This is a genomic window from Salinimonas sediminis (genome assembly GCF_003429285.1).
Lineage (GTDB): Bacteria > Pseudomonadota > Gammaproteobacteria > Enterobacterales > Alteromonadaceae > Alteromonas > Alteromonas indica.
The window spans coordinates 3,522,631-3,548,057 of sequence record NZ_CP031769.1; the positions used below are offsets into that span (position 1 = coordinate 3,522,631).

Here is a 25,427-nt window from a genome sequence, read left to right on the forward strand (position 1 = left end):
CATAACCTGGCGCTACGCTGCCACAATATAGCCGGTTGAAAGCCAGGTTGCGGGTTTGACCCTATGAGGGTTTTGTTCAAAGCACTTGGGGTTATTTCAGGCCCAGCGTATGTGTATAGATAGGCGGCGAGCGTTACTTTTTGAGGGGCTTTAGATGGGCACTGAAACAAGGTCGCCATGCCTGCCCTGCACAGATAGCAAACGCAGGCTCAAAACGAGCCTGCTTGCATAAGACGTGACACACTTTACACGGCTACCTACCTGAGCAGCAGATTACAATTCGGTAGGAATATTTTTAATCTCTTCCAACCAGACCTCTGCCTCGGCATCGCTGGGCGCGCGCCAGTCTCCCCGCGGTGACAGAGAACCACCCGAACCAACTTTGGGCCCATCAGGCAAGGCTGAACGTTTGAACTGGCTAATTTTGAAGAAGCGATAACAGAACACCTCCAGCCAGTGTTTGATATCCTCCAGCGTGTATTCATTGCGACTTTCGGTTGGCAGCGTACTGGGCCATTTTCCCTGGCTTACATCACACCATGCATGGTAAGCAAGAAACGCGACTTTTGAAGGTCGCACACCAAACCGGGTAATCCAATATAAATTAAAATCCTGTAGTTCGTACGGGCCTATTTTATCCTCGGTTTTCTGCGCAGGTTCGTCAGAACTGTCCTCGCCTGGCACCAATTCAGGCGATATTTCGGTATCCACAATATCGGTTAAAACGTTGCAGGTATCAGCGTCAAATTCATCTTGGTCAGCTATCCAGCGTATTAGGTGCTGAATTAATGTTTTGGGCACACTGCAATTTACGTTGTAGTGAGACATGTGATCGCCCACGCCATAGGTCATCCAGCCCAAACCAATTTCTGATAAGTCGCCCGTTCCCAATACTAACGCGTGGTTTTGCCCAGCCAGCCTGAACAAATGTGATGTACGCTCGCCGGCCTGAACATTTTCAAAATTGACATCGTAAACTTCCTCGCCCTTAGCATAAGGATGCTCAATATCTTCAAGCATTTGATCACAGGAAGGTTGAATGTCGATTTCTTTGGCAGTAATTCCTAAGCTTTCCATCAGTATATGCGCATTACTCTTGGTTTTACTGCTGGTAGCATAAGCGGGCATAGTATACCCAAGGATATTGGCACGCGGTAAGTTCATCCGGTCCATTGTTTTAGCGGCCACGATAAGGGCATGGGTGGAATCAAGCCCGCCCGATACACCTACCACGAGCTTGGTAAAACCAGATGCAGTAAGCCGTTTTTGTAGTCCATGAATTTGGATATTGTAAGTTTCATAGCACCGCGTATCTAAATCATCATTATTGGCAGGCACAAACGGGAACCTGTCCGCTTCTCGTAAAAGCGGCAAACCGGCCTCAGCAGGGTTCAGGGTGAAATCAATACGGCGTACTTTTGCTACCTGTTCCCGGTGCACACTTACAGAATCATGAAAACTGGTTAAGCGCATCCGATCCTGGCTTAATCGCTCCAAATCAATATCAGCCACAATCAGGTCTGCTTCAGGGGTAAACCGGCCGGCTTCCTTTAGCAAAATGTCGTTTTCAAAGATTAACCCATGCCCATCCCAGGCCAGGTCGGTAGTGGATTCGCCAGGCCCTGCGGCAGCATACAAATAGGCAGAAACACAGGCTCCTGATTGCCGGGCGCATAGGTCTCTGCGGTAGCGGGCTTTGTCTATTGTAATATTACTGGCTGACAGATTTGTTAATAATGTGGCACCTGCTAGTGCGGCATAGGAACTTGGCGGAATGGGCGTCCATAAGTCTTCGCAAATTTCGCTATGAATACGCAAATGTTTTACATCTACGGCATTATAAATAAGGTCTGAGCCAAACGGGACACGTTCGCCTAACAGGTCTATTTCGTTAAGCAGACAGTCACGCCCCGAGGCAAACTGCCGCTTTTCATAAAACTCGCGATAATTGGGTAGAAAGGTTTTAGGCACTACCCCCAGCACTTTGCCGTCGTGTATAGCCAAGGCACAATTATAAAGTGCTCCTTCCACTTGCAATGGGGAACCCACCAGCAGTAGCGGCCGCAGCGATCTAGACGCGGTTTTGATTTTTTCGATAGCTTCTTCGCAGGCATCCAACAATGTGTCCTGATGAAACAGATCACCACATGAGTAAGCACTGATGCTTAATTCAGGAAACAAACATACCGCCGCGCTTTGCGATGCAGCACGTTCTGCCAGGGCAATGATTTGCGAGCTATTATAAGCGGGGTCGGCAACTTTCACTTCGGGTATACAGACTGCTACCCGAGCGAACCCGTGCGTATAGATGTTATTAAACGATTGGTTTTTGTTCACAGATATTCTTCCAGATTAATGTCGTAGGAGAAAGGCGTAGCAGCTTTGCAGGTTTGGGTCATCTGCGTCAGGGCTGTGCGTTTTGTCTCGTCGTCTGCGCAGACAAACAAGTCAGGGGGGACTATCAAATCGAACTCGCGCATATAGGCATCCTGCGCGGTAAACTGAACGCAAATATCACCGGTAAGACCAGCCAGAATTAAGGTTTCGGCCCCAAGATGCTGTAATAATGTTTCCAGGGTGGTACCAAAAAAACCGGAATGGCGGGCTTTTATGACAAAGTAGTCGTCGTCATCCGGATGCAGTATCCGGGTGACTTCTTCACCTCGGACATCATCTTCCATAACGTGTTTCACCAATTGTCGGAAATCTGAGCGCCATTTACCGAAATTGTCATTTACGTAAATCGTAGGAATTGATTTTTTGCAAAGTTCGTTTTTAAACTTTTCGATATTGCGGGCTGCCTCAAGCGCTGGAGGGAGCATTTTCTCGCCATCTTCAAACTCAAGGTCATTTATCATGTCGATAACGATTAACACCAGTTTACTTTTATCCGGAAAATCAGCTGGCTTGTTCATGCGTCGGCTCCATAAGACAAATTTGTTTATTCAATAGAATCACTGCGTTCACCAAGTGTGAAACTGACTCGCACGTTACAGATATGTCATGATGGGAGGATTCAGATCAGTCTGAACCTAAACACTTTAAGAAAAATAAGCTGTCCGAAATCGTGATACAAAGGAACTATTAAATGAGCGAAGCAAAATATCTGAATTAAAGAATAAAAAATAACGAACGCTGATTTTAATATAATATGTATGCCGATAAATGGCAGGGCAATAGTGATATACAAATATCTATGCCTGTATCTGGGTAATGCGGGTAACTAAGGGATACGGTTTTATGGTGACCCTGTATTGGCTATTTTGCACAAAGCCACGCTTAGGGTGCTATAACGGGTTTGCTATTTTATTATTTAAAAGTTGATGCCTGAATGGCAACTAGCGCGTAAACTGTGAACCGGCGGTGCTTCAGCGCAAACCCATAAGCTATTGAAATACCCTCAACTTGACCACGCAACACCTACTTCCTATAAGGCTGGCACATGGACACATCAGAATCGGTAAAAGATACCCAGAAAAGGGCGTATCCGGCCACCTATCCTAAAGAAACTTATCAAACCAGATTGCTCAAAGTACTTGTTACTTTAGCCGTGGTTTATACCCTATACTTGGCAAAATCACTGCTGATTCCACTTTTTTTCTCGGCATTTATTGCCTTGCTATTAAGCCCGCTGGTTAGCGTGGCCAGAAAATTTTATATACCTCGGACCATATCGGCTACTGCGCTAATGGCTTTACTGGTGACGCCTTTCACATTCTTAGGCCTGGAGCTTGCCGAACCTGCAGAACGCTGGATGCACTCACTACCCAAAATAGCAGCCGAAATAACTCAGGAAATTGACGAGATAAGCAACAATCTTGAGGTGGAAAAAACCCCGCCGGACGCTGCAGCGAAGGAAGAGGATGCCTCATTTTTTGACTGGTTCAGCGATGACGATGAGGATGCAGAAGCCCCCGTAGCCCAGCAGGAAAACAGCACCACGGTCACTGATAAATTAAAGCAAAGCGGCATTGAGATGGGCCTTACAATGTTCAGTAGTGCCCCCCTACTGCTGGCACAGATATTCGCGTGTATTATTCTTATTTTCTTTTTACTCGTTTTCGGCCCTGGGTTATTTAGCGTATTTATTAAAGATTTCCCTATCGTTACCAACAAAAGACGCGCTCTGGTTCTGGTGAATCAGATTCAAAGAGAGCTATCCGGGTATATCGTTACCATAAGTATTATTAATGCGTTTTTAGGCCTTGCTACCGCGGCTGTGTTTACCTATATGGGAGTTGACGACGCGTTATTGTGGGGCGCGCTGGTAGCGTTAATGAACTTTGTGCCTTACCTGGGCGGATTAGCTAGCTGCAGTATATTGCTGGTAGCAGGCGTGGTGCAATTTGGCCTGGTCAGCGCTGCGCTTCTGCCCGCCATCCTGTTTCTAGGTATTAACATTATTGAATCGCAGTTAGTTACGCCGGCGGTATTGGGCAAAAGTATGCAGCTTAACCCCCTGATAATTATATTGTGGCTGTCTGTTACAGGATGGTTATGGGGCGTAGTAGGCGTATTGCTTGCCGTACCATTATTAATGAGTTTTAAAATTATTCTGAAAAATTTGGGCGTACTACCCCATTGGATAAAGCTTATTAAATCGAAATAAATAACTCAATATATGTAGCCTTTATATTACACATTTTTACGTACGGAATACCCGCTTAAGCCGCTATGTTGAAGAACGCCGGGTAGTTATTAATACCCGGCTGCCCTACCCGAATTATTCTTTTTCTACCCTGCAGAAACTGTATTCACGCAATTGCCTATGACGTGCCTACCACATTATTTTTTGTCACAATAATATTCACAGAATACATATTTATCGACACCATCAATACGCTCATCATGGACCCGATTACCCGGTTTTTCTTATGCTGCCCATACAATAGCAAATTCCATAAGAATATAGGCAAATCTCGTTATCACCGTTTATGCAATAAGGCGTTATTATGTGGGTTGCTATTAAATAACGGATTCCAAATATCATGGTTAGCGTTAAGCCTTTGCTATTCTTATGCTTTTCAATGGTCAGCCTTGCGGCTATGGCTGATACTGCCAGAATCGATATCTCCATTGATACACAGCGCCCAGGTGCGGTATTAAATAAAAATATTTATGGTCAATTTATGGAGCATCTTGGCCGTGGTATTTATGAAGGTGTATGGGTAGGAAAAGATTCGCCAATCCCGAATAAGAATGGATATCGCTTAGATGTATTACAGGCGCTAATCGACCTGAAAGTTCCCCTGTTACGTTGGCCTGGCGGTTGTTTTGCTGATGAATACCACTGGCGAGATGGTATTGGCCCTCGGAATGAGCGGCCGCGAACCGTCAACAGCAACTGGGGCGGTGTGATAGAAGACAATGCATTTGGTACACACGAATTTTTCGAATTTGCAGAACTGGTGGGGGCACAAACCTACATTAATGGCAATTTGGGTACGGGTAGCCCAAAAGAGATGGTCGAATGGCTGCATTATATGACATCGGATGCCGATACCACGGTCGTGCGGGAACGCAAGAAAAATGGCCGTGAGCGCCCTTTCAAAGTGGATTATTTTGCCGTGGGCAACGAAAGCTGGGGCTGCGGTGGCAATATGACACCAGACTATTATGCCGATCTCTACAAACAATATACTACCTTCTTAAAGGCACCAGAAAATAACCAGCCGAAATTTATTGCCAGCGGTGGTACCGACGTTCAGACCAACTGGACGCAGACGTTAGCAGAAAAAATAAAGCGGTCAGGCAATGTACGTATGGATGCTATTAGTCATCATTATTACACCCTGCCCACAGGCGACTGGGAAACCAAAGGCAGCGCCACGGGCTACCCTGAAGAGCAATGGTTTTCAACCTTGCAGCAGACTCTGCGAATGGAAACATTCATTACCGATAATGTTGCCATCTTGGATGAACTTGATCCTGAACAGGAAATTGGGTTTTATGTAGATGAATGGGGAACATGGTATGACGTGGATAAAGGTACCAATCCTGGCTTCCTATACCAGCAAAATACGATACGCGACGCAATTGTCGCAGGGTTAAACATCCATATTTTCAATCGCTACGCCAAGCGTGTACAAATGACGAATATTGCACAGATGGTCAATGTATTGCAGGCGATGATTCTGACCGACAAAGAAAAGATGTTGTTAACCCCTACCTATTACGCGTTTAAAATGCATATCCCATTTCAAGATGCGACCTATCTGCCGGTCAACTTAAGTGATACGCCGCTGTATCAACATGGTGATGACGCTATTCCCGCGCTTAGTGTGTCGGCGGCAAAAGCGTTAAATGGCGATATCTATATTTCATTAATAAACACACAAGTTGACAACGCTGTCGAGGTAGCTTTACCCCAGGTTAGCCAAGTTAAAGGAAAATTATTAAATAGTAGGGACATGGATGGACACAATACGTTTGACCATCCCGATAATATTCATCCAACAGACTATACCGCTACCGAGGTAAACGGGAGCACGGTTATTTCGATACCTGCCAAATCACTGATGGTACTTAATCTGGGCCAGCTCTAATTCGCGGCTGAGCGTCCTACGGATTCATAGTTAGCATACTACGCTTTCGTGGGGCCTGAGCCCGCAGAGTTTGTCTGGCATAGCCTGAAAGATGGATGTCTATCGAGGTAAGCTGACTAAACGAGATTCGGTGGGTGTCTAGCAATATCCCCACCGTATAATCACCACCCGTTTTACTTTGGACACCCTCCTTCTATAACCATGGGTTCACATGCCCCTCCGGAAAAAGAAAGGTGGGTGTCTAGCAATCTCCTCACCTTACAATCAACATCCGTTTTAGTTTAGACACACACCTTCTATAACCATGGGTTCACATGCCCCTCTGGAAAAGAAAGGTGGGTGTCTAGCAATCTCCTCACCTTATAATCAACATCCGTTTTAGTTTAGACACCCACCTTCTATAACTATGGGTTCACATGCCCCTCTGGAAAAAGAAAGGTGGGTGTTCAGGCTAAGTAGTTGGCCATAGACCCTTCTAAAAACCCTGCTATTGCCTATCGATTATCCTGCGTAAGGTGGGTGTCTACGCGATGTAGCGTATCGCCGTGATACGTAGCTTACGTGGTGTGTTAATTGGGCAGCTAAGGAGGAACGCTACCTTACGTAAATTAGCAGGGTTGTCTCGGCCCACGGCTACGACCCTGCTTTCATGCTCAGATGCAGCGCTATTGATTAAACCGTCGCGATGCAATAGTTTAGCGCTCACTTCACTTTGTAAAAGAGTTTCGCGTGTTTTATTTAGTCGCTGTCACCCTCTTATGGGCATTTTCCTTTTCCCTGATAGGTGAATACCTGGCGGGCGCTGTGGATAGCTACTTTGCGGTTTTAACCCGGGTAACGTTAGCTTCCTTAGTGTTTTTGCCCTTCCTGAAAGTTTCGCGTTTAACCGCTACGCAAAAAGGAATCCTTGCCTTGCTGGGGGCGCTACAGCTGGGGGTAATGTATATCTTCTTCTATCACTCCTTTATGTTTTTGTCGGTGCCGGAAGTTTTGCTGTTTACTATTTTCACCCCGCTTTACGTTGCAATGCTCAACGACGCCCTGTTCAAGCGATTTACCCCCTTTCATCTGTTATGCGCCATACTGGCGACAGTGGGGGCGGCGGCGATACGTTTTGAAGGCGTCAGCGAGCACTTCTGGACGGGCTTTTTTATTGTACAAGGCGCAAACCTCTGTTTCGCCCTTGGCCAAGTAGGTTACCGGAAGCTGGCTGCCACTTTTGTTCCCACGGTGGCGAGTCATAATATTTTTGCCTGGTTTTACATCGGTGCGCTAGCGGTTGCCCTACCGGCCTTTCTTGTATTGGGGAATACCAGTCAATTACCGCAAAATGCCACACAGTGGGGCGTGCTTTTATGGCTTGGTGTAGTTGCTTCCGGTTTAGGTTATTATTTCTGGAACCAGGGCGCCCTTAAAGTATCTGCCGGCACATTGGCTATCATGAATAACGCCCTTATACCTGCCGGCCTTATTGTTAACCTTGTACTGTGGCAAAAAGACACCGACTTTAGCCGCCTTATGATTGGAGGGGCAATTATTGGTCTGGCGCTGTGGTTATCCCAGCATCGCAGCCAACAAGATCGCAAGGCCCCCGGTAGCTAAAGACCTTGTGCTACTACCAGTAAGCCGCCTACAAACACATTACTGCCGGGTAAAACGGCTAAACATTGTATAATCTTTACGGGGGCCCGTTACCTGCCATGTAGAGGTCCATTCAGGCCAGCCGGAGAACCCATAGTCCACTACATAATGGTCGGCTCCACAAAGATGTTCTGCCACCGGAGCGGCCAGACTAAAGGTGTGAAAAAAGCGGTTGTCATCAAACAATACTTCTATATGGCCGTTATCTAACTGGCGCCATTTGTAGCTGCGTGCCGCCTGTAACGTCCTTCCATCTGGCGCACTCACCATCCCTGATTCATGGTAGTGTAAATAGCTGTCTGCATAGGTAAACTCTGCCTGCCCTTCAAATACAAACACTGCCCCATCCTTTTGCTGGATGTGTTTATATAGCTGCCATGCCCCTGCAAAGTCGGGTAACCCAAACGGTTGATTGTTTGCTGAAACAGATTCAGCTGGAGTGTTTTTATGCATATTACTGTTCTACCGAAATAATGGCGGACTGCCTGGCTGGCCCTGTGGGCCGCTACAGTCTGGCGGTCCGCTTAGCCTTACCATGAATAGGTTGCTGTGGCCGATAGCTGCTGGCCCCGGCCCGGCGTACCTGGGATTTCTTCAAAAGACTCATTCCACGCATTGTCCACAGCCAGCACTATATTAAAACCGTTAATCTGTGGCGGAGTATAAGTTAGTGTCAGATGCGTGAAAAAAGCGCTATCTGCGCCATTTCTTAAGGCGTTTTCCTGCTGTTTACGCCACTCGTTGTCGGCTCTTATTTCCAGCCAGGTTACAGGATACCAGACGGCACCAAATGTCAGCCGGTGAGGCGGGTAGTTTAGCGCATAAAAACTCGCATCAATCGCTGCGTCGCGGTAGTCTTCGGATTTGTGAAGGTAGGTGTAGCCAGCCACAAGGTCAGCTTTTTCCAACCTTTTCACAGCGAAGAACTCAACACCGATAGTTTCAATATCTACCGGGTTAGCTACCCGCGCAGAGGTAGCATCAAAACGATAAGTCCAATCAGTTAGGTCATTGTCCCACCGATAAAATACTGCCGAGTCCAAACGCCATTCGATGCTATCTAAGGAAACCCCGAGCTCCAGGTTTTTACTTGTTTCACGCTGTAATGTGTCATTGCTTCGAAACAGGCCACTTGTTGTGCTGCCCCCTATTGCGGTATAACCCGCTACCTGAGAGGCTTGCGCATAAGATAGACTAACTGTCTGCGAAGTGTTGTCAGCGTGCAGGCTACGCCATACCGCATCACTGATGAGCGAAAGCTGTGCGTCGTCGCGGTTAGTGTCGTCATACGCCGCCCCTAATCGCAAGATTACCTGTTCGTTCTCGCTAACCCCAAAGGTGTATTGAGGCACTACACTTAGTTTGCTGTACTTACGTGATACAAAGTTATTTTCCAGGGTGGTAGAGGCAATATCATCAGCGCTAAACTGTGACGCGTAGTTCAGTGCCCAGTGCGTATCCACGCTATGCTGTCCCGACAATGCCAATGCCGCAACTTTGGTTTCGTGAAAAGCCCGAAAACTTTGGGGATCTTCTCGTGAAAAAACATAATCATCAAGGTGTTTTCGATAGTAAGCTGACACTTCAATATTACTGTTGCGCCCATATTGCTGCTGGTGATTAAACATCAACAAACGGCTTTCTAAGTCTTCCGTTTCATTCACATTAAACGGCGTATATAAGTTAGGCCAACCAAAAAACTTTTCCTGATAGCCAACAAACAAATCAGTTTGTGATTGCTGGCCCGATAGCTGAATACGCCCCGCTGCACGCTCAAAGTGGTGATCTCCATTTGCGATAGAACCATCACTTTCAGACCGCGAATATTCGCCTTCGGCGCCCAGTTTCCATGCGGCGGCCCCGCTTAGCGGCCAGCTTACTGCAGCGTAGGCCCGCTGAAGGTTGGCGTTATTATTTCCTACACCTACCGATACACTGCCTGCCGTTTTTATCGGCCGCCATGCATAAGCCACTGTGCCTACCGAACTGTTCATGCCGTATAACGCATTATCCACACCGGTTAAAATAGCCGGTTTTTTTAGCATTTCCGGGGCGATGGGGATCTCGGCAAAGTAGTGTCCCGTCTGCGGGTCTATAATCGTCGCACTGCCAATCCTAAAGCCGGTATTTTCAAATATACCGCCGCGAATGGTCACATCAGCTTGCGCCTCTGCCATGTTTCTGGACTGAAGATCGACTCTGGGATCGTACTCTAAGTTAGAAACCGGCGAATTGAAGGTACCAACAGGCGACTCATTTGCAGTGGCTGCGCCTTCTACGGTTATTTTCTCGACCTCTGGTTCGGTAGCGCTATTACCGTAAAAAGGGAGTAAAAAAAGCGAGCTAATGCATAAAGCCCGGTGGGTTACAGCGCGAATCATTGTGTGTCCTTATGGCTGATGGTCAACGTACCACTGCTTAAGCAGCGATTAATAAGCGAGGTATTCGCCTGTATTATGCTTTGGAAAAGACGTCAGTCAAAACCCGGTTTGCCTTTAAAGTGATAGAAACCATCTTAAAGGCGTTTTAAACCCATCGCCGCAGCCGTTGCTACTTTCGTGCTTAAACCGAGTAAGTGCAGCGCAAATAGAACAAGCGCCCTAAACCTAACCCCCGTCCGGGCACGCATGTAAACACGTGGTGCACTGTAGTGCAATACGCTACATCCAGCGCATAGCCCTGCCCCATTTTATCCTTCGTATGGTTAGTATTGCCGGCCGCCCCCAGCACCCGCAAAGCACCCCGCATTATCGCCCGGTTACTTGATGAAGTTAGAACAATGTCAATCGGTTAATTAACATATTAAAATGCAAGACAAGCTCGGACTACATTGCCAGAGGGCGTTACACTATGGCCTGAGTAGGGTGAGCAAGCTAACCTTCAAGATTAGGCTAAACCAGGGGGAAGCCGCGCGTTGCAGCAGCGCGATGAAAGGTGCCAGCTAACCGCTTTGGGAGGACACAAACGGTAAATTAAGAATAAACCAACCAGCCTATCGGGCCGGCCTGACAAATACGCTTACTACGGATATTTGCCTTTAAACAACCCCCACCAAGCACATCAACAGTGGTAACACGGCTACCCAGGAATAGACGTTGCTACAGGGAAAGCCTTCGTTATTCTGCCGGGGCATTACGTCACTATAATAGAGCGAGCGCTATGCTTTGTAGCCAACACGCTGCGCTTTAACGGCAGAATAATCAGCTCTAATTATTAGGAGCTGCAAATAGATTCTATTTGAACAAACCGGGGACTACCGAGGAAAGCTCATGCCAATGGCTGATAACCGAGACATTCGATGAAGAAGCGTTCGCTTTACCGGATAAATGGCTAGCCCCAGTGTATTTTATCACTTCCATACCGGCAGCTAACGCGCCTTCAATGCCAGCCTGGGAGTCTTCAATAACCAGACAGTGTTCTGGCTGCACATTCATCTTAGCCGCCGCATGTAAAAATATATCCGGGGCGGGTTTGCCTTTTTGTACTTCTGAACTGGTGGTTATTCTGCCGTCAAAAAACGCCAGTAACCCTGTGGTTTGCAAAGCAAAATTGACCCTTTGCGGGCTGCTGCTGGTAGCTATACAACTTTTCACATTCAGCTGGTCAAGTACGCTATTGAGGTATTCGGTAGGTTCAAGTTCCTCGGCAAACACACGAAGTAACGTGTTGAGATAGTCATCCCGGAAGTCCTTCGGTAACAGTACGTTAAAATCATGATGAATCTGCCTGTGGGCTGACTCATAGCTTTGGCCAAGAAAGTAAGTATCAAAGTAATGATCAGACACTGTGACTTCAAGGCTTGCCAGCATACCAACCAATACGCGCTTGCACAGTATTTCACTGTCCACTAAAACGCCATCACAATCAAAGATTACCAAACGGATATCGCTGTTTTGTAACGTCGGCTGTATAGTGAAATTACCCGGCATTATCATATTCCCTATCTTTTCGAGCTTTGAAAACAAGCGTTACCGAACCCGCCAATAACGCTCGCTACTATCCGAGGTATTTAGGCGGCACTTTCCCCGCCCCAGGATAATGCCGGAATAGTCATTCCCTGTTTATCAAAGTGCATAATCTTAGCCTGTTCCGCGGTTAAGTTAATTTGGTCGCCGTAAACCGCCTGACAATCACCATCAGCTTTAACCGTGAGCGTTCCTATGTGGTCTACATGAACATGTAAAAAGGTTTCCGAGCCAAGATGTTCAACTACCCCAACCTGCCCTTGCCAAAGGCCCTGCTCAGTGGTGATTTTAAAATGCTCCGGCCGAACGCCTAACGAGTGGGTCGCATCACCGGGTTTTGGCGCTACATCAATGAAGTTCATCTTGGGAGAACCGATAAACCCAGCCACAAAACGATTAACTGGCTTTCGGTAAAGTTCAAGCGGCGTACCTACCTGCTCGATGATACCACCATTAAATACAGCAATTCTATCCGCCATCGTCATTGCTTCCACCTGATCATGGGTGACGTAAATCATCGTGGTATCTAAACTTTTATGTAGCTGGGATATTTCAAGACGCATATTGACCCGCAATGAGGCATCGAGGTTCGATAGCGGTTCGTCAAACAAGAATGCGCTGGGCTGACGTACTATGGCGCGGCCAATTGCGACACGCTGACGCTGGCCACCAGATAACTGGCCAGGCTTACGGTCCAGGTAATCTGTCAGATTAAGCATTGTTGCCGCTTTTTCAATTTTTTCTTTAATAACGGCAGGCGCAACCTTTGCTTGTTTCAGCGGAAAAGCAATATTGTTGCGCACTGACATATGCGGGTAAAGCGCATATGACTGGAACACCATAGCCAGGCCCCGCTTCGCAGGCGGCACACTGGTGGCCTCCTTGCCATCAATTTCGATGGTGCCGCTGGTGGTGTCTTCCAAGCCTGCAATCATGCGAAGTAAGGTAGATTTACCACAGCCCGAAGGCCCAACAAATACGATAAATTCGCCATCACGGATATCAAGATCAAGGGGTTTGATAACATTCACGTCATCAAAGCTTTTTGTCACTTGTTTTAACGTAATACTTCCCATCTGAAGTTCTCCTACTTGACCGCGCCGAAACTGAGTCCGCGCACTAATTGTTTTTGACTAAACCAACCCAGGATAAGAATAGGCACTACGGCCATCACAGAGGCAGCTGATAATTTTGCATAAAATAAGCCTTCCGGGCTTGAGTAACTGGCAATGAATGCCGTTAACGGGGCCGCATGTGCAGCGGTCAGTATTAATGTCCAGAACGCTTCATTCCATGCCAGAATGACATTGAGCAATAAGGTGGAAGCGATACCCGGTAGTGCTATCGGCAGCAGTACAGTCAGAATTTCTTCTTTGATCCCGGCCCCATCCATACGCGCCGCTTCCAGAATCTCGTGGGGAATTTCTCTGAAGTAGGTATAGAGCATCCACACCATAATAGGCAGATTGATAAGCGTCATCACGATCACCAGGCCCAGCCGGGTGTCGAGTAAACCTACATCTCTAAACAACAGGTAGATGGGTATCAGTACGCCCACCGGCGGCAACATTTTGGTCGATAGCATCCACATCAGTAAGCCTTTGGTGCGCTTAGTTTGGACAAAGGCCATCGACCAGGCCGCGGGGATGGCGACTAATAGTCCGGCGATGCTGGCTCCTAATGAAATGATTACCGAGTTTAAAAAATGATCGAAGTACGGCGAGCGTGCCAGCACCTGGGTGTAATTTTCCAGGGTCCACTCAAACATAAACAAACTGGGCGAAGCTGATATTGCCTCCGCTTCGGTTTTGAAACTGGTAATAATCGTCCACAGTATGGGGAAGAAAATCATGCCGCTGATGGTCCATGCTACCAGCGTATAAATAACCTTGGTTTTATTACTGCTATTCGTGGCCATGTTTTAGTTCTCCAGATTCTTACCAATTAAACGCATCAGGAAGATGGCTACAATATTGGCAATAATCACTGCCACTATCCCACCCGCAGACCCGCCACCCACATCAAACTGAAGTAGCGATTGGGTATAAATTAAATACGTAATATTGGTTGAGGCATAGCCGGGGCCGCCACTGGTTGTCACCAGTATCTCTGCGAATACAGATAGCAGGAAAATAGTTTCTATCAGAATGACCGCCGTGACTGCCCGCGATAAGTGCGGCAATACGATATAAAAGAATTTGCTGAACGGGCCTGCCCCGTCTAAATCTGCAGCTTCTAGTTGCTCCCGGTCTAAAGACTGAATAGCTGTTAGCAATATTAGCGCGGCAAAGGGTAACCACTGCCAGGAAACAATAACGATAATGGATAGCAAGGGAAGCTCGGCAAAAAAGTCCACCGGGGTGACACCAAGCCACTGGGCAAAATGCGCGAACAATCCATTGACCGGGTTCATGAACATGTTCTTCCAGACCAGCGCGGATACTGTAGGCATCACAAAGAATGGCGCAAGCACCATCATGCGTACATAGTTACGCCCCCAGATAGCCTCATCAAGCAGTATGGCTAACCCCACACCGCCGCATAGGGTAATAAGCAATACCCCCCCCACCAGCAATAAGGTATTAAAGAAGGATTCAACAAACGCCGGGTCTGTAAGGAAGAACTCATAGTTTAAAAAACCAATGAATTCATTATCGCCGGGCATGAGCAGGTTATAATCCAGAAAGGAAAAATACAGCGTCATGCAAAGTGGCACGATCATCCATGCTAATAGCAGTGAGATCGAAGGAAAGAGCATTATTTTGGCTAACGTACGTGACTGGGTGGTTGCCATGACTAGACCCCTTTCGAGTGAAACTGGGACGGCGCGTTAACGCACCATCCCGCCAGTTTAGAGCTTATTATTTTGGGTAACGGGCTTTGCGCATCGCCCTTTCCACCAGGCGCTGAGAGCTTTGCAACGCTTGATCAACCGTCATCCGGCCAGTAAGCGCTGCGCTGAACTGCTGTCCCACAGCAGTGCCGATACCTTGGAACTCGGGGATTGCTACAAACTGAATTCCCACATAGGGCACGGGGTCTACCGTAGGATTTTTCGGGTCAGCTGAGTTGATAGAGTCCAGGGTTATCTGAGCAAATGGCGCAGCATTCAGGTATTCAGGATTTTCATAAAGCGATGCCCGGGTACCCGGCGGCACATTGGCCCAGCCTTTCTTTTCAGCCACTAGCTCAGCGTACTCTTTGGAGGTGGCCCAGCTGATAAACTGCATTGCGGCATCGCTTTTTTTACTGCTTGAAGGTATCGCCAATGTCCATTCCCACAGCCAATTCCCGCGTTTACCCAGGCCGTGATCCGGGGCCAGCGCAAACCCGACTTTATCCGCCACTTCGGAATCTTTTTTATTCGTAACGAAGCCCCCGGCCACAGTGGCGTCTATCCACATCCCACACTTACCAGTCTGGAATAGCGCCAGGTTTTCGTTAAACCCGTTTGCCGAAGCGCCGGGAGGGCCGTACTTATTCATCACATCTACGTAATATTCCAGCGTGTCTTTCCAGGCCTTTGAATCAAACTGCGGTTGCCAGTTTTCATCGAACCAGCGCGCCCCGAACGAATTAGACATAGCGGTTAGCAGCGCAATGTTTTCGCCCCATCCGGCTTTACCACGCAGACACAAGCCATAAACCCCCGCCGCTTTATCGGTCATCGCTGCGGCCGCTTTTCGAACAAACTCCCAACTCGGTGCTTTCGGCATTTTTAAGCCAGCTTTTTCCATCAGATCAGTGCGATACATCACCATCGAGCTTTCCCCGTAAAAAGGAGCTGCGTACAATGTATCGTCTACCGACAAGCCACTTTTGATCGCTGGCAGCAGGTCATCAACATCGTACTGTTCGCCAAGCGCATCCAGCGGTTGCAACCATTCCTGCTTGCTCCAGATAGGTACTTCATAGGTACCAATGGTCATTACATCATACTGCCCGCCCCCGGTGGCGACGTCGGTGGTAACCCGCTGGCGCAAAATGTTTTCTTCCAACGTGACCCATTTAAGGTCGATATCCGGGTACTTTTTCTTAAAGTCGCTACTTAATTCTTTCATAGTTATCATGTCGCCATTATTTACCGTGGCGATAGTGATAGTCTGCGTCTGAGCGATGGCACTTAAGCTCATTGCTCCAGCAAGCATTAACGATAGTTTTTTTAACATCGGGCTACTCCCCTTTATGTTTTTTAGGTATGACTTCCCCCTCTGCGCGCCATTAAGCAAAATTTATAGCGCAGATAAGAAAGGGGTCATGTATGACTAAATGTCTGGTTGGTTTAGCGGCCGCCGATGATGAACAATCCTCAGCGACCCGATACCTTGTGCAGCGTGGTTAGAATTTCACCGAGATTTCAGAAGTGATGCCATCAAAGCCTGCACCAATCTGGCCGCCTGAATTGACGCCTTCTTCCTGATTCACGTATTCAATTTTCCATAGCGTTCTGTCGTTAATCCAATAGCCGGCTGAAACTTGCAGGCGGGTTACGTCATTGTCAGTTTGTTCGATTAAGTCTGAGGTGTTTTCAGATTCGGCATAACGGGCCGCCACGTAAAGTGTTTCTGGGATCACATACTGCTGTGCTTCCACCGCCCAGTACTTCACTGAAGCATCTGCTTCAATCACCTGATTTGAATCGAAACTGGTGCCCGCGGCATCAACCACACCCTGGGTGCCAAAGTAAGTGATACCTGCCAGGGCGTTGCCATTGGTGTCGGCGAAGGTGTAATCATCGGTCGCTTTACCCAGCATCACAATCACGCTGGTCTGGTCGGAAGGTTGATAGGCCAGGTTAAGTTGCATAATTGCCTGGTTCAGCCCTGGTAATACACCCACGTGAGTGTCGCGCTCGCTAGAGGGTGAGGCTGAAAAATTATAGTTCTCGCCATCACCAAACCGGTAGTTAGCGGTGGTCACCCCATCCAGGCTGGCCAAACCGTCTTCAAATACTAACTGGTCGCCCTGATTGGCTTTAAACAGATTAAGCCCGGCTTTAAATCCACCGACAAAGTTTAAAGTACCCTGAAGGCGATAGTTATAACCACGATCTTCTTGAAATGCTTCGCCAAAGCTGGAGGTGGTCATGTGACCGGCCACGTTATAAGAGCGAAGTAGCCCGTTGTCGAAGGTTTCTGTGTAGCTTAGCTGGATGCCGTTTTCCGCCGTGGCATAATCGTTGATGCCATTACCGATAAGCGCGTTGCCTTGATTATCTGCACCATCCTGAAAACCTTTAAACTGAAAAGGTGAAGCGCCAATATTCCCTGCCCGCAGTATCAGGCTTGCGTTTTCTCTTTCGTAACCGGTCAAACCAAACATATCAAATTCGATACCAGCAAAGTCCTGGTGGAAAGAAAAGTCCCGGTCACCATTGTTACCAAAATCGTTCGGTTCCTCTGCAATATCAATATCGGCAGTGATGTTGTCGGTAATTTTAAACTTAAACATCAGGTTTACCCTTAGGCGGCCAAAACCGTCTGACTGGGTTTCATCAACCGGGCGAAATGCACCTTCTTTTGCCTGAATCGCCTGATAGTTTTGCATGGCCAGAAAATTAACCTGGACTCTGCCATCCAAAAACTCATTGGGTTCGCTAGGAGGCACATACATCGGCTTTTCCTGGCTCAATTCCTGCGCCATGGCCAGCGGCGCCATGGTGGCGGCAATAACTGCCGACGCTAACAAACTTACTTTGCCGAAGGTAGCTTTAGATCCTGACTGACGACCCTGATCATGTTCTAGCATTGTGCACTCTCTTTTGCTGTTTTTTTTGGTTAACCGACAAGGCAGAACGGCTTAACAACGCGTTGGCCCTTTCGTTTCAATACATGGAAGAAAGCAGGAACCCATTTACATAAATGATCATCCGCTCACCGATGGGGCATATGACCATTTTCTGGATTTATCGTCAACTATTTTTTAACAAGTCGTTATCATAAGACATTCACATAATTAATTATGTTAATAATATCATAATGTTAAAAACATAATAAAAATCGCATCACTTTGGTTTCGACGACAATGAATTAAAGAGAAGCTAGGTTATTGCGCAGCAATAGGTTTAAAATAGGCAACAAAATATAAACAAAAAAGAGCATTAGCCAAAAGTTGTAGCATTTGTAAAGAATTGTGCAAAAGCGGTTGGCGCAGCTACCGGCACGAAATGAGGTTCGCCGGGCATTTTAGTTTGAAATTCATCTCTGCTGCGGCCCGGTCGGTGTGTTATGTCCCCATAGGAAGGAGCGGCAAACTGCGAGTTAATAGCAATTTGAGCAAAACCAGGCATAATCCGGCAGGACCTAATGTTAATGAAGCTTTAACGGGTGCTGAGGTAAGAATTCTTTTCGTTTACGGGTGGTTTACTATTGAGATTACCTCGCTTTTCTGTTTTATTTCTTCCTGATGGCACCGGGGCAAGTATGCGAACTCGCTTAGGACTATCTGTGAACCGGAGTTTTAGTTGACTGATATACAGCTGGTAATTTTCGATTGTGATGGCGTACTAATAGACAGTGAAGTGCTAAGCATGAATCTGTGGATCAGCCTGCTTGCCGAAAAAGGCATCAATATTGATGAAGCCTATTTCAAAAGCCACTTTCTTGGGCGTAGTTTTAGTCATGTTAAAGCCCATGTTTACCAAGCGTTTGAGCTTTCGGTTACCCCCGCATTGGCTGATACGTTTGCCCAACGTTTGCGCCACGTATTTACTCAGCACTTAAGGGTAACGCCCGGTTTATATGAGGTGCTGCCCAAGCTGCGGATACCGAGCGCATTGGCCACCAGTAGTAGTCCGCAACGTACCCAACACGCCCTGGCCTGTACCGGACTGGATACATTGTTTACGCCGCAGCAAATTTTCACCGCGGCACAGGTAAAAAATGGCAAACCAGCCCCCGATTTGTTCTTATTGGTCGCCCGGCATTATTCGGTAGCCCCACAACACTGTCTGGTTATTGAAGATTCCGAACCGGGCCTGTTGGCCGCTAAAGCAGCAGGTATGCAATGGCGCCATTATACCGGGGGCAGTCATATGCAGGCGCGCTGTGACGCCCAACAGACGCTGACAAACTGGAAAGAGTTTGTTGTACAATTTCCTCATTTACTTTACTAAACGGAATACTTTTTATGCCAACTTTGCCCACCAGTGAGCAACGCAAATTAGAAGACGCCGCCCGGGCTGGCTGGTTGTATTATGTAGCAGGTAGAACGCAGGATGAAATTGCCAGGCAACTGAACACCTCCCGACAATCAGCCCAGCGTTTAGTGGCATTGGCAATTTCAGAAGGGCTGATTAAGGTACGTATTGAACATCCAATCCGGCAATGTATGGAGCTGGCCAAAGCGTTGCGTAGCAAATATGCTATCTACCATTGTGAAGTAGTCCCCAGCGATGACAATAGTCCTGATTCTACCGCCGGGCTGGCCCAGGCTGGCGCAGCTGAGATTGAGCGGCAGCTAAAGCGCTCGGCGTCGCAAACAATCGCGTTTGGCACAGGTAGGATACTGCGTGCCTGTGCTGATGAGTTAACCACCATGCATTGCCCTGAGCACAAAGTGGTTTCTATGGTAGGTAATATTGCCGGGGACGGTTCAGCCAGCCGATACGACGTCGCGGTGCATGTGGCAGAGCGAATAGGCGCAGCGCACTTCCCCATGCCCTTACCCGTTATTGCCAACTCCAGAGAAAACAAAACCCAGCTTCATGCCCTGCCACATGTTGAAAAGGTGCAACAATTAGCTCATCAGGCGGATGTCGCTTTCGTTGGCATTGGCAATCTGGGGCTTGTATCGCCACTTCATGACGATGGTTTTATTGGTGACAATGAGCTTTCTACCTTACAGGCACAAGGTGCAGCCGGAGAGATAATCAGTTGGATATATGACCACCAGGGCAATATTATCGATTGCGAGATTAATCAGCGGGTAACCAGTGTGGCCATTGCAGATTTCACCGACAAGCCCGTTATCGGGATAGCCGCGGGGGAAGATAAAGTGGGGGCCATCCATGGGGCCTTGCGTTCCGGTATTTTGACCGGCTTAATTACCAATGAATACACTGCTAGCCGTTTGCTAAACAGCGACCTGTGACGCTATAGCCAGATGGGTTAACCCTCACCCATGCCTGGCAGCAGCGCCTATTTAGCCCGATAAAAACACTGCCCCGATTAAGCCTGGCGGTTTGATTTTAATTGTTCCATTGTATTTACGAAGACCTGTTATTCCCGCTTACAATAACTTGGCTTGACCATAATATATCAGCCACACAAGCCTGTATCTGACAGGCTATGGCTTGCTCCAGGTACCACTATTGAGGCTATTCATTGGCTTTTCAGGGCGCCGCGTTGCGCTAGAGATAGCATCTTGCTACCAATAGCTTCACGACGTTATTATTTCGCTCTGCGCATGGCCCGGCATAATAACAGCCTTTAGCTTATCCGCATGAATGCGCGGCTAGCATTAACGATGCTAGTGTTTAGTGAGATGACTGAAAATTAACGTCGCTGCAAGGTTCGGCCCGGGCTCGCCAGGAACATGGCCGAAACCCCGGCCCCGGGCAAAGCCCCCGGGGCGGAATCTTCTGGTGCCAAGCCGCTTATGGCTTAATCAGCAAGAAACTCAAGTATGTGTCTTAATGTTTTGTTAGGTTTTTCATCGGTTACCCAACGGCCAGCGTCTTCAATCCATTTCAGGCGGGCGCCTGGGATAGCGTCGGCCAACTGCGGCGCGTATTTGGGTTTTTGAAAGTTGTCTTTATCGCCCCACAACACTAACGTATCGATTTCAATATTTGCCAGTTCTGCGGCTATCGCCTGGGTATATTCTTTATTCAAGCGACGCATATTACGAAAGAAAGCCGCCTTGCCCAGCGCGCTGTTCCACTGGCCCACGTAACGTTCAATCATCGACTCGGTAGCCACCGCAGAATCGTGAACGCCACTAGGCATAAAGTCACGCATGGTACTGATAAAGTCTTCCACACTCATTGAGGCTTCAACACCGGGTTCAAGCATTTTCTCAAACTCGGGGATGGGCCAGGAGTCAAAACAGACGCTGTCTATCAGTACTTGTCGGCGCACTCGCTCAGGATGGTTCACTGCCATAAGCTGCCCTACGCCCCCGCCGATATCGTGAGACACAATATTCGCTTGTGCTATGCCAAGCGCATCCATCAGTTTTAATAGAATACGGGTTTGTGCATTGATGGATACATCCGCCTTCTCCGGCATGTCGGACTCGCCATAATTAAGCATGTCTGGCGCGATCACCCGATAATGTTTGGCGAGCTCTGGCATGATATTACGCCACAATAGCTTGTTGGTGGGAATACCATGAACCAGTATCAGTGGCTCTCCCTGACCCATTTCTTTGTAGGCAATGCGGTGGCCTTCAATCATTGTGTAACGGGTATCTGTGGTTTCCATTGTTGCCATGTCATTACTCATATTGCGCTCCACGGGTTAACTCAAAAATCATATAGATGTTGAACATTCATCATGCGCGTTGTTCCAATAAGTGGCTTTAGCCTGCTATTAAAACATCTTGAACGTTTGTTCAAGTTACGTGTTCGGCACCACTGAGTTCACAATTGTTTTCTTTTCGGGGGTATTTTCAACAGCGATGGCGCTATGCCACGTGCCCAGAGCTGCGCCCAACCTCTTATAAAACCTGGCATGGAAGAAGAGTGCGGCGCTTAATGTCGCGCCGTAAGGTAATAAGCATGGCGATAAGGTATAAGCATGGCGGTAAGGTATAAGCATGGCGGTAAGGTATAAGCGTGGCGGTAAGGCATAAGCGTGGCGGTAAGGCATAAGCGTGGCGGTAAGGCATAAGCGTGGCGGTAAGGCATAAGCGTGGCGATAAGGTATAAGCTTGGCGGTAAGGCATAAGCGTGGCGCTATAGAACGCCCCGTACCAGGACCAGGTGCCGGGCCGATATCGACCACACTACCCCCTCGGCTGCGTTGAGTATATATTCTTGCGCGTTGTGCTGACGGGCGAAGATGAAAGAAATAAGCAAGATAATGGCAATGATAAGGGTGAAATAAATTCGCTAACCCGCCGGGTCCAGATCAAAAGAATCATTTCCAAAAAACGGTTTGCCTGACGTGTTCTACCCCGCCCCCTGACCAATGTATTTTTTCTAACTTTTTCTAACTTTCTGGCACTTTCCCGTCATGTGTTCGCATACCGTTTTTTCAGGCCTTTTTAGCGGTTTTTAGCCTTGATTTAGCCTTATTGCAACGACTGAAGAAGGTAACGGTTGTATGTGGCAAACGCGGCTTCGCTTACTGGCGTAGTAGACAAGCTTTGCTGGTTTATTATTTCGTGGTGCTGCACCGCGACGTAAGGCAACAGTTGGTGGTGCTATGCGCAGGCAGCTTCCCACTGTCGCCGCAGCCGGTACCGTGATAACGCCATCTATGCGAAGTTCAGTAATTATAGTGCGCCGTGAATAGCTATAGTTCGCGATGTTATGGCCGCCCACCGCCCTGGGGCAGGTTAATGGGCCATACTGGTAGCACGGCGCAATATCCGCGCTGCACATCTGTTAATACACCAGCAAAATAAGCTGGCATAGCGGTAATTTAGTAAAAAATTCGTAGGGCTAAACAGTGCTGAAACTTTGCTATACACCTGCCCTAAAATATGAACTTTGCCGGCGAGCGTAAAGTACCTACACCAGTAATGCAGCATTCCTCAAACCGTAAATTCCTGCGGTCGCAATGTTTGTGTTAACACCATCAGCGGGGCATGCGTGGTGTTAAACATTACCCGATTTAGCCTCATTATTGGAACAACGCCACCGCTACATGCCTCTGGGTTCGATTGACCGCTTTTATTGTGCAGTCACCGCTATCAGTTGGCTTCGGCGGCTCAGCATGCTTATGGTGTGCTATCGCATTTATACAAGGTAGGTCTGCTCACGCAGACGGGGATTCTAAATATGACCGATAAAAGCAACATCAAATCCTACGACAAACCCGCCGGCGGATGGGGCGCACTAAGAAGCGTGACTAAATTCTGGATAGGCAGTGAAAAACCCATCAAAAACCTTCGCGCCATGTTAAAAATGAACCATCATAAAGGTTTTGATTGCCCAGGCTGCGCGTGGGGGGAGTCGCCTGAAAGCGGCATGGTAAAGTTTTGCGAAAATGGTGCCAAAGCGGTGAATTGGGAATCTACAGGCCATTATGTAGGGCCCGACTTTTTTGCCAAGCATTCGGTGAGCGCCTTAAAACGCCATACTGACTATTGGCTGGAATCGCAGGGCCGACTGACCCATCCTATGCAATATAACCCGGCCACCGATCATTATGAGTCAGTCAGTTGGGAAGATGCTTTCAAATTAGTGGCCACTCATTTAACACAACTTGAATCGCCCCATCAGGCCAATTTTTATACTTCCGGGCGCGCCAGCAATGAAGCCGCTTATTTGTACCAGTTATTCGTGCGGGCCTACGGTACCAACAACTTTCCCGATTGTTCAAATATGTGCCATGAGGCGAGTGGCCTGGGTATGACACCCACCATTGGCGTCGGTAAAGGAACGGTGGTTTTTGATGACTTCGCTAAAGCAGACGCTATATTTGTGATTGGTCAAAACCCGGGAACAAATCACCCGCGCATGTTAGAGCCTTTGCGTGAAGCGGTCAGACGTGGCGCTCAGGTAGTATGCTTTAACCCTTTAAAAGAACGGGGGCTTGAACGGTTTCAGAATCCTCAGCATCCCACTGAAATGCTGTCGAACGGATCAGAACCTACCAATACAGCCTATTTTAGCCCTGCTTTAGGCGGCGATATGGCTGTTATGCGGGGTATCGCTAAATGGCTACTGACCTGGGAACGCGAAGCACAACAAAATAACCAGCCCGCCATATTTGACCATGAGTTTTTGCAGCGGCATACACAAGGCGTAGATGATTACCTGGCGGCGGTAGATGCCACTGAATGGGAACAGATAGAGCAGCAATCGGGGCTGTCTCGCGATGAGATACGCCACGCCGCGGCAATGTACTGTAAGGCAGAACGCGTGATTATGTGTTGGGCGATGGGTATTACCCAACACCACCATTCGGTTGCTACGGTTAAAGAAATTGTGCACGTACAGCTTCTTCGCGGCAATGTAGGCAAGCCCGGAGCGGGGCTGTCACCCGTACGCGGCCACAGCAATGTGCAGGGCGATAGGACGGTGGGTATTAACGAGGACCCTTCAGAAGCCTTTTTAAATGCGATGGAAGAACGCTTCTCTTTTACCGCCCCGCGCAAAAAAGGCAACAATACCATTCAGGCTATCCAAGCAATGGAACAGGACAAGGCCAAGGTATTTATCGGGCTGGGCGGAAATTTTGCGCAAGCCACCCCTGACACCCCGCGTACACAGGAGGCATTAGCCAAATGCGACCTTACTGTGCAAATTAGTACCAAGCTTAATCGCTCGCATTTGATTACCGGCAAGGCCGCTCTTATATTGCCGTGTCTGGGCCGAACCGAAGTAGATATGCAAGCTAGCGGGCAGCAGGGAATCACTGTTGAAGATACGTTTTCGATGGTGCATATATCGCACGGGCAACTTCCGCCAAGCTCGCCTTTATTGCGCTCAGAGCCAGCCATTATTGCCGGTATGGCAAAAGCTACCCTGGGCGACTACCCGGTAAACTGGGATGAATTAATTGCTGATTATGACCGTATCCGCGATCTTATCGCCGATACCATTCCCGGCTTTGCTGATTTTAATCGTAAACTACAACATCCTGGCGGGTTTCATCTGGGTAATGCCGCGGCCCAAAGAAACTGGCTTACCCCCAGTAGCAAGGCGCAATTTGAATCGATAAAGCTGCCCGATTCGCTGCTTAATGCAGATATTGTTGCGCGGGGTGAAAAGCCGGATCTTATTTTGCAAACGTTACGTTCGCATGACCAATACAACACCACTATATATGGTATGAACGATCGCTATCGTAGTGTGTTTGGTACGCGCCACGTATTGTTTGTGAACGCTAAAGACATTGAGCGGCTTGGCTTCAAAGACGGCGATAAAGTAGATATTACGTCTTTGTGGAAAGATGGTAAAAAACGCCAGGTTACCCAGTTTATGCTGGTTGCTTACGACACACCGATGGGCCAGGCTGCTGCATATTACCCGGAAACCAACCCGCTAGTTCCTTTGGAAAGTTATGGCGAAGGTACGTTCACCCCGACATCCAAGTTTATCGCCATTACACTTGCAAAATCGGCTCCGGACAATCGAATAGAAGTGGCCGCGGTTTAGCAT

At 48.0% G+C, this 25,427-nt stretch carries 17 protein-coding genes; 6 read left to right on the forward strand and 11 right to left on the reverse strand.

Going from position 1 to position 25,427, the window contains the following annotated elements; genetic code table 11:
* Positions 1–273: 273 nt before the first annotated feature.
* Positions 274–2,337 carry an NAD(+) synthase gene (locus D0Y50_RS15495; protein WP_117317825.1) on the reverse strand — a complete coding sequence of 688 codons (2,064 nt, stop codon included), beginning with the start codon at positions 2,335–2,337 and terminating at the stop codon, positions 274–276.
* Positions 2,334–2,915, reverse strand: a complete 582-nt coding sequence (locus D0Y50_RS15500) for a cysteine hydrolase family protein (protein WP_117317827.1) — start codon at positions 2,913–2,915, stop codon at positions 2,334–2,336. The genes D0Y50_RS15495 and D0Y50_RS15500 overlap by 4 nt, the downstream gene beginning before the upstream one ends.
* Positions 2,916–3,442: 527 nt before the next feature.
* Between D0Y50_RS15500 and D0Y50_RS15505 the strand changes: the two genes are divergently transcribed.
* The 3 genes from D0Y50_RS15505 (at position 3,443) to D0Y50_RS15515 (ending at position 8,147) form a co-directional block, all read left to right on the forward strand.
* A complete protein-coding gene (locus tag D0Y50_RS15505; RefSeq protein WP_108567352.1) occupies positions 3,443–4,609 on the forward strand; it encodes an AI-2E family transporter in 1,167 nt (388 codons plus the stop codon).
* Positions 4,610–5,045: 436 nt separating this feature from the next.
* The gene (locus D0Y50_RS15510; RefSeq protein ID WP_232366281.1) at positions 5,046–6,545 is read left to right on the forward strand and encodes an alpha-N-arabinofuranosidase; all 1,500 of its coding nucleotides are present in this window, start codon (positions 5,046–5,048) and stop codon (positions 6,543–6,545) included.
* A gap of 729 nt (positions 6,546–7,274) precedes the next feature.
* Positions 7,275–8,147 carry an EamA family transporter gene (locus D0Y50_RS15515; protein ID WP_117317831.1) on the forward strand — a complete coding sequence of 291 codons (873 nt, stop codon included), beginning with the start codon at positions 7,275–7,277 and terminating at the stop codon, positions 8,145–8,147.
* Between the two features lie 39 nt (positions 8,148–8,186).
* Here D0Y50_RS15515 and D0Y50_RS15520 read toward each other — a convergent pair whose 3' ends face one another.
* The 8 genes from D0Y50_RS15520 to D0Y50_RS15555 form a co-directional block, all read right to left on the reverse strand.
* Positions 8,187–8,639 (reverse strand): DUF6314 family protein, encoded by a 453-nt coding sequence (locus tag D0Y50_RS15520; RefSeq protein ID WP_117317833.1) that lies wholly within the window; start codon positions 8,637–8,639, stop codon positions 8,187–8,189.
* A gap of 77 nt (positions 8,640–8,716) precedes the next feature.
* Complete coding sequence (locus D0Y50_RS15525; RefSeq protein WP_117317835.1) at positions 8,717–10,567, reverse strand: TonB-dependent receptor plug domain-containing protein; 1,851 nt, start codon at positions 10,565–10,567, stop codon at positions 8,717–8,719.
* A gap of 852 nt (positions 10,568–11,419) precedes the next feature.
* Positions 11,420–12,115, reverse strand: coding sequence for an HAD family hydrolase (locus D0Y50_RS15530; protein WP_117317838.1), 696 nt, complete (start codon positions 12,113–12,115; stop codon positions 11,420–11,422).
* A gap of 80 nt (positions 12,116–12,195) precedes the next feature.
* Positions 12,196–13,227 (reverse strand): ABC transporter ATP-binding protein, encoded by a 1,032-nt coding sequence (locus tag D0Y50_RS15535; RefSeq protein WP_117317840.1) that lies wholly within the window; start codon positions 13,225–13,227, stop codon positions 12,196–12,198.
* A gap of 11 nt (positions 13,228–13,238) precedes the next feature.
* Positions 13,239–14,069, reverse strand: coding sequence for a carbohydrate ABC transporter permease (locus D0Y50_RS15540; protein WP_108567345.1), 831 nt, complete (start codon positions 14,067–14,069; stop codon positions 13,239–13,241).
* 3 nt (positions 14,070–14,072) lie between these two features.
* On the reverse strand, positions 14,073–14,945 hold the full coding sequence (locus D0Y50_RS15545; RefSeq protein WP_117317842.1) for a carbohydrate ABC transporter permease: 873 nt from the start codon (positions 14,943–14,945) through the stop codon (positions 14,073–14,075).
* 67 nt (positions 14,946–15,012) lie between these two features.
* Entirely contained in the window at positions 15,013–16,299 is a 1,287-nt protein-coding gene (locus D0Y50_RS15550; protein ID WP_408640703.1) for an ABC transporter substrate-binding protein, read from the reverse strand.
* A 190-nt stretch (positions 16,300–16,489) separates the two neighbouring features.
* Positions 16,490–17,809, reverse strand: a complete 1,320-nt coding sequence (locus D0Y50_RS15555) for a hypothetical protein (protein ID WP_117318806.1) — start codon at positions 17,807–17,809, stop codon at positions 16,490–16,492.
* A gap of 805 nt (positions 17,810–18,614) precedes the next feature.
* On the opposite strand from D0Y50_RS15555, the gene D0Y50_RS15565 reads away from it, so the two are divergent.
* Together D0Y50_RS15565 and D0Y50_RS15570 are read left to right on the forward strand one after the other, a co-directional pair.
* Positions 18,615–19,265, forward strand: a complete 651-nt coding sequence (locus tag D0Y50_RS15565) for an HAD family hydrolase (RefSeq protein ID WP_117317845.1) — start codon at positions 18,615–18,617, stop codon at positions 19,263–19,265.
* A 14-nt stretch (positions 19,266–19,279) separates the two neighbouring features.
* The gene (locus D0Y50_RS15570; protein ID WP_117317848.1) at positions 19,280–20,242 is read left to right on the forward strand and encodes a sugar-binding transcriptional regulator; all 963 of its coding nucleotides are present in this window, start codon (positions 19,280–19,282) and stop codon (positions 20,240–20,242) included.
* Between the two features lie 512 nt (positions 20,243–20,754).
* Here D0Y50_RS15570 and D0Y50_RS15575 read toward each other — a convergent pair.
* A complete protein-coding gene (locus tag D0Y50_RS15575; protein ID WP_232366282.1) occupies positions 20,755–21,597 on the reverse strand; it encodes an alpha/beta fold hydrolase in 843 nt (280 codons plus the stop codon).
* Between the two features lie 1,502 nt (positions 21,598–23,099).
* On the opposite strand from D0Y50_RS15575, the gene D0Y50_RS15590 reads away from it, so the two are divergent.
* Positions 23,100–25,424 carry an FdhF/YdeP family oxidoreductase gene (locus tag D0Y50_RS15590; RefSeq protein WP_108567339.1) on the forward strand — a complete coding sequence of 775 codons (2,325 nt, stop codon included), beginning with the start codon at positions 23,100–23,102 and terminating at the stop codon, positions 25,422–25,424.
* The last annotated feature ends 3 nt before the right edge of the window (positions 25,425–25,427 follow it).